Source organism: Bacteroidota bacterium, from assembly GCA_016718825.1.
Taxonomy (GTDB): Bacteria; Bacteroidota; Bacteroidia; order J057; family JADKCL01; genus JADKCL01.
In genome coordinates this window covers 164341-176551 of sequence record JADKCL010000006.1, presented here as the reverse complement: position 1 = coordinate 176551, position 12211 = coordinate 164341, and the positions used below count along the sequence as shown (strand labels likewise).

Here is a 12211-nt window from a genome sequence, read left to right as displayed (position 1 = left end):
CGAACCTTGCCTTACATCCCAGCGTTGCGGATCATCGTGCTCACATTGGCTTGGGCGGTGCACGTCAGGTTGATGTCGTTGATGCAGATGTGCGCAGGCTGACTCGCTGCAAACCAAACCATTTCGGCGATGTCGGGCCCGGTTAGGGGCGTAATGCCTTCGTAGACAGCTGCTGCCTTCGTTTCATCTCCGCCAAACCGCACCACGGAAAATTCCGTTTCCACTGCACCGGGACTGATCGTGGTGACTTTGATATTGAAGGGTGCCACGTCCAAACGCAACGCACGGCTCAGGCCTTCGACCGCAAATTTGCTCGCACAGTAGACATTGCCATTCGGATAAACCTCACGACCGGCCACGGAACCCATGTTGATGATATGCCCCGAACGGGCGGCCACCATTTCGGGCAGCACCATTTTGGTCACGTAGAGCAAGCCCTTGACGTTGGTATCGATCATCGTATCCCATTCGTCGACGTTGCCTTCATGCAGCGGTTCGCGGCCCAAAGCAAGGCCGGCATTGTTGACGAGGATGGCCACTTTGCGCCATTCCTCCGAAAGGCTCTCCCAAGCCGCCTGCACGGCCGCACGCTCGCGAACGTCAAAAACCAGGGTTTGGACTTCGACACCTTCGGATTTGCGAATCTCATCCGCCAAGGCTTCCAAACGGTCGGCACGCCTTCCCGTCAAAATCAAATCATGCTTTTGTCCGGCAAATTTCCATGCGCAGGCCTCGCCAATACCCGCCGTCGCGCCTGTGATCATCGTGATACGTCTCATGGTGCAAGTTAAAAGTGAAAAGTGATAAGTTATAAGTGAAAAGTTGCTCGTGGAGAGTTTAGATTTCAGAGTTGAGAGTGATATAAACTTTGCGAACCGGCGCTTGTCCCGCGAGCGGGGATTACTACTAGGACATAATACTCCAATTGCCTGTGCATGTGTGCTTTATAACTCTTCGCCATCCCGCCCAGAATCTTTAGATCGCCGCAGGCAATGGGCCGTCTATCGGTAGCCCGAGGTGGAAGCCTCGGGTGCAAAGCGGCTCCCACAGTTTGCGGCCCGCCCTGGCGGGCCGTCTATTCAAAAGTCCGTCAGATCAACAACAATGGGATTGTTATCTGTTTCGAAGCTGGTGCACAAGCCAACGGACACTTTGCGTTGATAGAGCGGCAAAGGAACACGCAAAAGGCGCAAATGTTCGCGGAGGGCGCAGAGAAGGGGAAATAGGCCAAAATCACGCTGAACCAATCCCTGGACATTCTTCCAATCATCGGCGCTGCGATTTTGCGTTATTTGCGTTCTGAAACACCCAATATAGATCTCATGTGGTACCGCGCCTATTCTCTCGAGGAAATCTCACACATCAATAACATTCACATGTTGGCCCACGTGGGTCTTGAGCTCACGGAAATCGGCCCTGATTTTCTGAAAGGCCGGATGCCGGTCGATCACAGGACGACGCAAACCTTCGGGCTGTTTCATGGTGGCGCGAGCGTGGTGTTGGCCGAATCGATTGGAAGTATTGCTGCCAACATGGTCGTCAACCCTGCCACACATTACGCGGTCGGCTTGGAAGTCAATTGCAATCACCTGAGTTCGGCGCGCAGCGGATGGGTCACGGGAATCGCGAAACCCATTCGCATCGGGCGCACCACACAGGTCTGGGAAATCAGAATGTCGGGCGACAATGGCGAACTCACCGCGATTTCGCGGTTGACGATGGCTGTATTGCAGCGCTGATTCAGAAAAAATTTTGCATTCAAAAAATTCTTCGTTGTAATCCATTCCCGTAAAAGAATGGGCATTTTGGCTGTCCTAAAACGATAAGCCAACGGCCAACCTATAGGTAAGCATACCCCAGAACTGTGTAATCCAAACAAGATTCTCTGCTTTACATCCCGTCAAAATCCCTGCAACTTGGTATCAGAATCAAGGACGTCCCTTGATTGTTCGCACGGAAAAGGAAAACGAGATGAAAACCCAAAACGTGAAGATTGCCTTGCTGCAACTCGCCTTCGCCACCGCGATCCTTACATTTTTGATCCTGAAAATTCGACTTTCACATTGAAATGGAAACGCCCACGACACGCGACCAAGAAAGCCAAAACGATCGCCCCATTTGGTGCCCAAGGTGCACTTTGAGCCACCAAGGATAAACTTCGGTTCGCCAGCCTCGGAGCCCGTAAGCTCTGTGGCGGTGGCGGACTGATTCACAGGAAAGTAGCAGTGTTTTTCATATTGGATGATTGATTCTTCGTACAGCAAAGCCGGGGCCCTCGCCCGGCTTTTTTTGTCCTTGAACCGCCTCCTACAACTCAAAACAGCGTCCCGGGCCCATCCAGCAAACCCGGACCTTCATTCCGCGGCGAATTGACCAGATTTCCGACCGCATCCGCCGCGAGCAGACCATCCGAAAGTGGGACAAGCAGGGCATCGATTTCCGCCTGCGGCGTCTGCGGATTCAGCCATTTTTCACGGAATTCGGGCGGGATGATCACCGGCATGCGGTCGTGAATCTCCGCCATCAACGTATTGGGCGTCGTGGTGATGATGGTAAATGTGCGCAACTCCTTTCCTTCGCCATCGCGCCAGCTTTCCCAGAGTCCGCCGAATGTAAGCAAGCCATTGGAAAGCAAGTGAATATGCTGCGGGGATTTCCCGTAGGGCGTTGCTTTCCATTCGTAGAATCCATCTGCCACCACCAAACACCGCCGCATTTGTAGCGCCTTCCTGAATGCCGGTTTCTCCGCCAAAGTTTCGGCGCGGGCATTGATCAGTTTGTTGCCGATGCCCGGATCCTTGGCCCAGGCGGGCACCAAACCCCAGCGCATGAGCTGCAAACGGCGGGGCGATTCGCCCGTAACAACAGGCAACCGTTGCGTCGGCGCGATGTTGTAGCGCGGCTCGAGGATGAATTCCGGATGGTCAAGTCCCAATTCGGTAGCCACCTGCAACAACGGCATCTTTAAACTGTAGCGTCCACACATGTCTTTTGAACCAATTGCGCTTCAAGCTAAGGAAATTCAAGGGTTGGACGAATGAAAATTCGCCTTCATCATGCCTGCATCCGGCCGAAAAAGTAACTCCCCAAGCATCCGAAGGTCGAAAACTTGGGGAGTAAAGCGTGCGAGACCTTTAAAAATCAGCCTCTGCAGCGCAAAACGAAGTCTTTAGATCGCGGGCTTGTCGTGGGAGACCAACTTGTAGGCGCCTTGCACGTCAGCGCCGCCGTCACCAAGACCGCAACCTTCGGGGGTCGAGGCATAGGAAACGTCGCAGCCCGTGGCCGAGAATTTGAAGGCGATGTAGCAGCCATCGTCTTGATACTCATAGCTGCCGTCGCCTTTCTTGACCAGATTTCCTGAAAATTCGGATTCAGCGGCATTGCCGGCGCTTGCGCTTAATTTGAAGCGGACCGATTCACCGGCCTGATCTACCATAAGATCCGCCAATTCGCCTGCGGAGCCTTCCATTTTGTAGGAACCGGTGATACCGGCATCAGCAGGCTTCTGATCGGCTGCAGGTGCGGCCGTCTCGCCGGCAGGGGCTGTGGTTGCTCCACCTTTGTCGCCGCCAGAACAACCGACAAAAAGTACCGTGGCCATTGCCACGAGAAAGAGAAATTTTGAAATGCTTTTCATTTTAAAAAAAATTGTGGGATAAAAATGTGTTGGATAAATAGATTGGTGATGAATCGATTACATGCGTAAACGATGTTCAACGCTACCAAATTAGTCAACGATAGCAAATCCACAAAAGCGCAATCGATTATTTTCGGACCACGCATCTGCGAGAACTAAAAGGGGAATTTTGAATTCGCAGTCGTAACCTTTTGAGCCAAATGCGTTAATTTTCCATGATGCGGCCTCGGGGAATCTTCACTTTGATATTCTGCACCTTTTGGTGCGGCCTTTCTTCCGTTTGGGGCCAAAACAGCTATTCGAAGCGGCTCAACCTCCAAGTTGTCGAAGTTCCGTCCTACGAATTTCAAAACACCGCCTTGCAGCCCTTTGTCTATCCAATGGATTTTGCAGGCAGCCGCATCAACAAAGCCGACTTGGCCGGATTTTCCAATACCAAATTCAGGCAGATCGACTTGGTTTTCACCTTGTATCCCAAAAGCCCCTCCGAATGGAAAGTGGGTTATGACAGCCTGATGGAACGCCGCTTCCGAAGTCTCGAAGGACGGATTGCCCCTGCTTTCCAAGACCCAGAGGTCAAATGGCGACTCGTGATTCAAACCGGCTGCAATTCGTTGGAGGCCGCGAAGTCGATGTTTCATGGGTTTGTGATGTACCCCGCCGATGCGGCTTGGGATACGCTACCTGCCGACTGGTCGATTGACCAGGTTCTCGACGATACCTTCAAAATTTTGCGATTTGATACGGTGAAGCTCCGGGAGAAATTCAACTTGACCACGCGGATCATTTCCGGGGAAAAGGTATTGCCCGACAGCACGGTGATCAAAGTTTTGGAACGCCACCCCGAATGGAAAAATGCCTTGGTGGTGGTCGACTGGACGGCGAGCATGTACCGTCAAGGCGCTTTGTTGGTGCGTTGGCAGCAGGAACATTTGGCAGAAAGCCGCATTCGGCACTTTGTCTTCTTCAACGATGGCGACCAAAAATTTGACGACGAAAAGGTCATCGGGTCCACGGGAGGCATTTACGAGACCCCGGCGGATTCCTTGCACAGGATGATGCAGGCCATCGAAGCCGTTACCATGGGCGGCGACGGCGGCGACCACCGCGAAAACAACCTCGAAGCTGTGCTCGAAGGCATCGCAAGTTGTCCCGAATGCGAACAAATCATCCTGATCTCCGACAATACGGGTCCGGTGCGGGACATGGCCTTACTTGAGATGATCGACTTGCCCGTGCGCGTGCTGCTTTGTGGCGTTTTCAAAGACGAAATCGAAACGGATTACCTCCAAATTGCCGATCAAACCCATGGGAGCCTGCATACGCGCGACCGCGACCTCGCTGATTTGAATTCACTGATGGTCAAAGGAATCCTTGCCGTCGGCGAAAAGCAATACACCAAAAAAGGTCAACGCTGGGTGAAATACGAACCCCGGATGTAAGGAATGAGTATTCAATAAAATCCAATCTTATGCTTGTCTTTTTGGCCCCTGACTGCGTTGCTCGAAACGGCCCGTAGCGCTGCTACGACCCGTTCCAAGCGCCTTGTCTGGAACCAAAAATCCTACGCATCATCATGGATTTTATTAAAAACTCATTCCTAATTGCTGATTTCAAAACAACCATCCGAACCAAGGCTGCATGGCATCTTGCGCAATCGTTGACATTGAACAATCTTAGTTTTCTCAATTCTACTTTCCTCGCTTACCTTTGGCATTCGGAAAAAGCGTCCTTCGGAATGAAGATTTGCCAAAGCATATTCGGTCAACGGGCCAATCTCGGAAATCCAGTAAAGCTGGGGTTCTGGAGAATGAATGTGTTGCTGATCTCCATTCTCTTTTGGGCCTCACAAGTCGCTGCACAAACGCAACCCGGTTCGGCATCCGACTCCGATGAGCCTTATCGCGCGACGTCGGCATCGGCCATGGATGGCTATATCTTGGTCGATTTCTACACGGTGACATTGACCTTGCCCGTGATTCCAAAGATTGGGATGTCGCTACCCAAGGAAATGAACGATGAGGCCTACCGGAACATTTATGCCCATTTTGAAAGCACTGCCTACCACCCGTTTCTCAAAAAGCTTGGCGACTATCGCCGAGGTATGTCAATCGGCGACTGGCATTTCTACCTGATTTTGGCTGAGTACTCCGAATTTGCATTCAAAGACCAAGGAGGTGACTTTCCGATTCTTTTTCAATGGTTTATCCTGCGAAAATCGGGAATCGATGCCCGTTTGATGAAAGCGGCCGGCCATCTTTTTCTGAATGTCCGGACCGAGGACATCGAATTTGGATTTTACCTGATGGAGCAAACAGGGCAAAAATTCGCAAACGTCACAGCCCGTCGGGACGGCCTCAAGCTCGACAATCTGGCAGGCACCATGTCGGCTGCAATGGTGGATGGTGCTGATATGCCCTTCACGATGCGCATGTCGCAAATGCCCCGCTTATTGGTTACCGACACCGTTGAACGGCTGATTGAATTTACGCACAAGGGAAAAGCACACCGCGTGAAGGTCAAGCTCAACAAAAATTGGCTCCAAGTCATGGACGACTTCCCTTATTACAACCAAAAGAGCTACTTTGAAGTGGGCATGAGCCGTGAGGCTGAAAACTCGCTACTTCCTGCGCTTCGCAAGTTAATTGAATACAAATCCGACATTGAAAAGGTAGAATTCCTGCTTTCCTTTACGCGCACCGCCTTTTTCTACAAGGAGGACGCCGGCCGCTATGGCAAGGAAAAACCGATGACACCTGAGCAGACGCTCTACCATTCCTACAGTGATTGCGAAGACCGCGCTGCCCTGTTTTTTTATCTTTGCCGCAAACTGATGGGGTTGCCCGAGATCGTTTTGGACTTTGAAACCCATGTCGGTTGCGCTGTAGCCCTCGAAGGTGTCACCGGCGACTATTACAAGTACAAAGGCAAAAAATTCATTTACTGCGAACCCACAGGACCGCAAGACATTCTCAAACCCGGCGAAATGTGGGAAAAGGTCAAGGCACAGAAGGCAAGCATACTCTTTGAATATTTACCCGAATGAATCCACGCTTTCGCATGTTTCTCAAAACCCTGCCGGCAATTGTCTGGATGGGCATGATTTTCAGCCTCTCCAATCAGCCGGGCGGCGGATCGGGCGCATTGAGCCGCTTGATCATGAGCTATTTGGCAAAATTCGGCATCGATTTTCAAGCTTGGTTTGGTGAGCATGCCGTTTGGGTGCTGCGCAAATGCGCCCATTTCACCGAGTACATGATCCTCTTTTTCCTGCTGATGCTGGCATTTTCCGTCAGATGGGAAAGGAAAACAGCACGTTGGTGGGCCTTGTTGGGGACATTTCTCTATGCTGCCTCCGACGAATTCCATCAATTGTTCATTCCCGGTCGGGTGGGCGATGTCTTTGACGTGATGATTGACACATCCGGCGGACTTTTTGGCTTGGTTTTGATTTCACTGTGGTGGTGGATGCGTTCTTCCAAAAAGGAAACCGGGATTCAGGCTTGACCGATGCGAATTGACATTCAATCACGCGCAGTCTCCTTTGTGATCCAAGCCAAATAATCCGCATTGCCACCGACTATCGGAAGCGCGACCACGCAAGGCACGGAATAACTGTGCAGACTTTTCACTTTCTCCGTCAAGGCATCCAAGAGATTTTCCTGCGTTTTCAGGATCAAAACGGATTCTTTTCCCGATTCGAGTTTGCCTTCCCACCAATAAATCGATTCCATGCCGTCGACGATGTTGGCGCAAGCTGCCCACCGGCCTTCGACCATCGCCTTCCCAATTTCCAAAGCCTCGGCTTTGTCTTTGCACGTGACATAAACAAATAGTGCTTGCATCGTGTTTTTTGATCGAATCTAATGATTATTGTCACGACTTGGGTTCAAAAACCCGCTTAAATTCGCGTTTATGAGCAACATCACTGAAAAAATCATGCACCTGCGCATGGAATATGCAAAAGGGCAACTCGACGAAAATTCGGTGGATACCAATCCCTTTGCCGAATTCCGGCTCTGGTTTGAGCAGGCGATGGATGCCAATTTGCCTGAGCCGCATGCCATGTCACTTGCCACCTGCGGCGCAGACGGGCAACCGACCTCAAGGATTGTGCTCCTTCGGGGATTTGACGAATTGGGCTTTGTCTTCTTCACCAACTACGAAAGCAAAAAGGGCCGCAACCTCGCCGAGAACCCCAAAGCCGGATTGTGCTTTTTCTGGCAGGAATTGGAGCGGCAAGTGCGCATCGAAGGCACGGTCGAGAAAATTTCGGAGGCCGATTCGGATGCGTATTTCCATGGCCGCCCGCGCGAAAGCCGCATTGGCGCGTGGGCGAGTCCGCAGAGCCGCGTCCTCAAAGACCGCTCCGAACTCGAAGACCTCATCCAACAGCAATACGACCGCTTCAACACCGCCGAATTGGACCGTCCGCCGCACTGGGGAGGCTACATCCTCAATCCCACCGCCATCGAATTCTGGCAGGGTCGTCCGAGCCGCCTCCACGACCGCATCCGCTACACCCGCGCAGGCGATGGCTGGAAAATCGAACGACTCGCACCGTAAGTGAAAAGTGAAAAACTAAAAGTGAAAAGTGTGTTTCTTTGAACTTTAAAAGTGCTTTTCACTTCCACGGACTTTTCACTATTCACTAATAACTTTTCACTTGCCAATCGATTCCCATCTCGATTATCTTCAAAAACATGCGGTGATGGCACCGCAGATTTTGGAAGCGCCAAATCCTCAATTGCGTTTGGTGGTCGTGACGACCTACTTCGATGATGCCATGCTCAAGACGTTTGTCGCGGAAATGGGTCGCCTCCGCGAACCCCAAGGTCCGGTCGAGATCATTTGCATTTCCAACCAAGGCGATTTCCAGGAGATCCAAACATTCCTTGGCGAGAAGAACCGAGAACTGGGTCAGGGCGAAGCGCCGCGCAGCATGCGCTTCTATACCATTCAGGCTCCCGATGAATCGGAGCCACAAGGCGGCGGCGGTATGTTGCTCAAAATAGGGATGGATGAGGCCATTCACCGTTTTGAACTTGCCGGTTTACCCGACGGAATCATCCTCGTGGTCGATGCCGGGAAAGTATGTCCGCCAGATCTTCTGGAGAAGGTTGAGCAGGAATTTCAACAACGGCCCAAAGTACAAACCATTGGCATTAAGACCCTTTATGAACAAAGCCCAAACGACCCTGTACTCAGCGTAGGGAAGCTTTTCGTGGACCTTTCAGAGCGCATGTTTGTGACGGGATTGAAGTTTTGCGGGCATCCTTATGCGTTCCCAATGATGGAAATCGCCTTTGCGGTGCGCGCAAGCGCTTACCAGGCGCAGGCGGGGATGAGCAAACGCAAGTTGCGCCCGACCTTTGATTTCTTGCAAAAATTCGTGGAGTTGGGAACCCACCATCATTGCTTGACCACGCAGGTGCAGTCCAGGTGGATTTCGACCAACAACCCAGACTTCGAAATCGGCAACGCCATTTGGAAATATTCGATCAAACCGGACGATCGCTATCCAGTGTTTCATGCAGAAAGTTATATCGCCCTCAAAAACGGACTGAAAGGTTGCCAATCGTGGTTTTCGCTTTCTGAATCGCAATTGCAAGCTGCCGTTTCAGGCTTTCCAAAAGGCTTTCGGGAATTCATGGAGGCCGAAGGTTTTGTTGCCAAGGTTCTGGAAATGAAGCGTTACACCACGAATGCAGAAGCCTTTGCCAAACGTTTTTTCCGCTGGTTCAACAGCCTCAAGACCTTGCAGTATTTCCACTATTGCCGCGACAATTTTTGGCCCGATCAGCCGATCGAGGACGTCGGCAACGAATTGGTCGCCTGGATGGAAAACAATCCAAGCATCTACATGGAATTTTATGAGTTGTCTGTGTATTTTGAGAAGAAGGCACGTCTTAAGTAACGCAACGAATTGGTATGATGCGACTGCCGGCGATGCATCGTTTTTCGCTAACCCTAGGAACAGAACCCTTGAAAAATAGGGCCATGCTGTATTGGTTGTCAAGAATCGTCCTCCTCGGGCTGATGGGTATATGTCCCATGTTGCTGCATAGTCAACTTCCCACCGCAGCGGCACCAACCGAAAATCTTGAAAACCGGTTGACCCAAGCAGGCTATTCAAAATTGTTTGTGCACCATGACGGAGCCGAAGCCCATGCCTTCTGGCAAAGCGATGGACAGCTGGCATTGGAAGCGGTTGCGACCGATACTTCGGCCTCGGCGGTCGCACGGATGTTTGCCTGCGAGATCATCTATGCCGTTGGGAGCACACCTAGGCTGCCGCAGCTACTCCAAGCGGAGATTTACCTCCGGGTGCTTGTATCCTCAGGACTCGACGCAGACAATCCTTGGGGCAAGCCCGAGCATCTTGTCGGGCTGAGCGCACGTGTGACCTCGTTGGGTGAAGCGGCTTTGCCAGCCCTGCGTCCCTTGCTGAAAAACAAGCGATTGCTCTACTACCAGGGTCCCCGCCCCTACATCAAGGGCAAGGACAATGGCCCACGTGTCAAAGACCTCGCCGCAAGCATGATGTGTGCCGTGCAAAACAAATCCTATTCCTTTCAAGAGAAGGCCAAAGAAAGAGATCGTTGGATCAAGGCACAAGACCTGTGAACGAACTGGTCGCCTGGATGGAAAGCGATCCAAGAATCTACTTGGAATTGTATGCGTTGTCGGCGTATTTTGGTGAGAAGGTGCGCGGAGTAGCCCGAAAACGGAGAATTCAGCCGATTCATTCATCCAAATGTACCGGTCAACAGCTGATGCGGTGCATTGCTGCAATTCAGTATTAGCATTGCAGCCATTCACACAACCTACATTCCCATGGAAGCAGTCATTTTTTGCGGCATTCAAGCATCGGGCAAATCCACCTTTTTCAAGGAGAAGTTTTTCAAAACCCACGTTCGGATTTCATTGGACATGCTCAAGACGCGCAACCGCGAGTCCATCCTGCTGAATGCTTGCTTGGAGGCCAAACAGCCTTTTGTCATCGACAATACCAATCCGTCGCGCGAAGACCGGGCAAAATACATCGCCGCAGCCAAGGCCAAAAAGTTCAAGGTGACGGGCTACTACTTCTCAACCAGCCTCGAATCCGCCCTGGAACGCAACAGCAAACGAATCGGCAAGGAAAACATCCCTGAAATCGGCGTGCGCGGCACCCTCAAGCGCCTTGAAAAACCATCCATGGAGGAAGGTTTTGACCAACTTTTTTTCGTCACCCTCGACAACGATACATTCACCATTAACGAATGGAACAATGAAATTTGATGATTTGGAAAGCAAAATGCGGGTTTACGAGACTGCAAAAGACAATTCAGCAGTCCCCGGCATGTATTTGGTCGCGCGCATCGACGGCCGCAGCTTCACACGCCTTACCAAGGAGGTTCACAAATTTGAAGCCCCCTTTGACATCCGATTCTGCGACATGATGGTCGAAACCGTCAAGCACCTGATGAATTGTGGCTTCACCGTTGTTTATGGCTATACCCAAAGCGACGAAATTTCATTGCTCTTTGACCTGAATGAATCTGCATTCAGCCGAAAACCACGGAAATACAATTCGATTTTGGCTGGCGAAGCAAGTGCGAAGTTCTCCTTGTTGCTAGGGGCAATCGGGACATTTGACTGTCGCCTGATCGAACTTCCCAACGCCGGGCTCGTCGTGGACTACTTCCGTTGGCGGAATGAGGACGCGCACCGCAACTCCCTCAACGGGTATTGCTACTGGCGCCTGCGACAAACCGGACTTTCGGAGCGGCAAGCAACCCGAAAAATCGAGGGTATTTCGATCGCAGAAAAAAATGAATTGCTGTTCAGCCTCGGCGTCAACTTCAATGATGCGCCGGCTTGGACAAAACGTGGGGTCGGATTGTATTGGACGGAAGTGGAAAAAGAGGGATTCAATCCCAAAACGCAGCAAACGGTGCAAACCTTGCGTCGCCAAATCCAAGTCGACTACGAACTGCCGATGCGGGAGGCCTACAGTTTGTTGATTGAAAAAATCGTAAGAAATTGATTTTAAATACATTGGTGGTAGGGACAGGTCGCGACCTGTCCCTACCACCAATGTATTTAACCGATCAGAAACCTGAATCCGATCAGCATCCCCCGATCTCACTCAAATATCCCAGCAGCGGCGCCGGAGCGTTCTTGAATGCCTTCGTACCATACGTCCGTGCTGAAGGCGCCGTATTCACCGATGGTCCATTTGCCGTTGACCTTTTTGAATAGGCATTCGACGTGGCAGCAATCCTGATAGTCTTCGAGCTCCAAAGGCTTGTTGTCTTTGCGCTGTGCCGTTGCCATCAACCAGGCAAAATTGCCGCTGACTTTGAAGTGATTGACGACGTATTTGTAGTCGATTCCGCCTTCTTCCGCCTTCATTTTGGCGCGCAGGAGGTCGAGCATCGCCGTGCGTTCGACGGTATTGGTGCTGTTTTTGACTTTGAAATCGGCAATTTTCTGGGCTTGCACGGCCACTCCAACGAAAAGAAGGAACAGCAACAAGGTCAAATGCTTCATACTGAACTTTGTGGTAAGGGTCATTCCAAATCA

Annotated in this window: 14 protein-coding genes; 9 read left to right on the top strand and 5 right to left on the bottom strand. The window is 51.4% G+C overall.

What is annotated here, in order from left to right:
* Positions 1-11: 11 nt before the first annotated feature.
* On the bottom strand, positions 12-779 hold the full coding sequence (locus tag IPN95_09025; GenBank protein ID MBK9449543.1) for an SDR family NAD(P)-dependent oxidoreductase: 768 nt from the start codon (positions 777-779) through the stop codon (positions 12-14).
* A gap of 543 nt (positions 780-1322) precedes the next feature.
* On the opposite strand from IPN95_09025, the gene IPN95_09020 reads away from it, so the two are divergent.
* Entirely contained in the window at positions 1323-1739 is a 417-nt protein-coding gene (locus IPN95_09020; GenBank protein MBK9449542.1) for a hotdog fold thioesterase, read from the top strand.
* Between the two features lie 575 nt (positions 1740-2314).
* Here the strand turns inward: IPN95_09020 and IPN95_09015 are convergent.
* Positions 2315-2986 (bottom strand): SOS response-associated peptidase, encoded by a 672-nt coding sequence (locus IPN95_09015; protein MBK9449541.1) that lies wholly within the window; start codon positions 2984-2986, stop codon positions 2315-2317.
* Between the two features lie 183 nt (positions 2987-3169).
* Positions 3170-3640 (bottom strand): hypothetical protein, encoded by a 471-nt coding sequence (locus IPN95_09010; GenBank protein MBK9449540.1) that lies wholly within the window; start codon positions 3638-3640, stop codon positions 3170-3172.
* Positions 3641-3858: 218 nt separating this feature from the next.
* Between IPN95_09010 and IPN95_09005 the strand changes: the two genes are divergently transcribed.
* The 3 genes from IPN95_09005 (at position 3859) to IPN95_08995 (ending at position 7147) form a co-directional block, all read left to right on the top strand.
* Entirely contained in the window at positions 3859-5082 is a 1224-nt protein-coding gene (locus tag IPN95_09005; GenBank protein MBK9449539.1) for a hypothetical protein, read from the top strand.
* A gap of 296 nt (positions 5083-5378) precedes the next feature.
* Positions 5379-6686 (top strand): hypothetical protein, encoded by a 1308-nt coding sequence (locus tag IPN95_09000; GenBank protein ID MBK9449538.1) that lies wholly within the window; start codon positions 5379-5381, stop codon positions 6684-6686.
* Positions 6683-7147 (top strand): VanZ family protein, encoded by a 465-nt coding sequence (locus tag IPN95_08995; GenBank protein MBK9449537.1) that lies wholly within the window; start codon positions 6683-6685, stop codon positions 7145-7147. Before IPN95_09000 ends, IPN95_08995 begins: the two co-directional genes overlap by 4 nt.
* A 17-nt stretch (positions 7148-7164) precedes the next feature.
* On the opposite strand, the gene IPN95_08990 is transcribed toward IPN95_08995, so the two are convergent.
* Positions 7165-7485 (bottom strand): divalent-cation tolerance protein CutA, encoded by a 321-nt coding sequence (locus IPN95_08990; protein MBK9449536.1) that lies wholly within the window; start codon positions 7483-7485, stop codon positions 7165-7167.
* A 70-nt stretch (positions 7486-7555) separates the two neighbouring features.
* Between IPN95_08990 and pdxH the strand changes: the two genes are divergently transcribed.
* The 5 genes from pdxH to IPN95_08965 all read left to right on the top strand — a co-directional run bounded on the left by pdxH (position 7556) and on the right by IPN95_08965 (position 11672).
* Positions 7556-8206, top strand: a complete 651-nt coding sequence (gene pdxH / locus IPN95_08985; protein ID MBK9449535.1) for a pyridoxamine 5'-phosphate oxidase — start codon at positions 7556-7558, stop codon at positions 8204-8206.
* Between the two features lie 145 nt (positions 8207-8351).
* On the top strand, positions 8352-9557 hold the full coding sequence (locus IPN95_08980; protein ID MBK9449534.1) for a hypothetical protein: 1206 nt from the start codon (positions 8352-8354) through the stop codon (positions 9555-9557).
* Positions 9558-9625: 68 nt separating this feature from the next.
* Positions 9626-10267: a hypothetical protein gene (locus IPN95_08975; GenBank protein MBK9449533.1), complete on the top strand. Its 642-nt coding sequence runs from the start codon at positions 9626-9628 to the stop codon at positions 10265-10267.
* Between the two features lie 210 nt (positions 10268-10477).
* A complete protein-coding gene (locus tag IPN95_08970) occupies positions 10478-10924 on the top strand; it encodes an AAA family ATPase (GenBank protein ID MBK9449532.1) in 447 nt (148 codons plus the stop codon).
* Complete coding sequence (locus IPN95_08965; protein ID MBK9449531.1) at positions 10914-11672, top strand: guanylyltransferase; 759 nt, start codon at positions 10914-10916, stop codon at positions 11670-11672. The genes IPN95_08970 and IPN95_08965 overlap by 11 nt, the downstream gene beginning before the upstream one ends.
* Positions 11673-11770: 98 nt before the next feature.
* On the opposite strand, the gene IPN95_08960 is transcribed toward IPN95_08965, so the two are convergent.
* A complete protein-coding gene (locus tag IPN95_08960) occupies positions 11771-12178 on the bottom strand; it encodes a hypothetical protein (GenBank protein ID MBK9449530.1) in 408 nt (135 codons plus the stop codon).
* Positions 12179-12211: the final 33 nt, after the last annotated feature.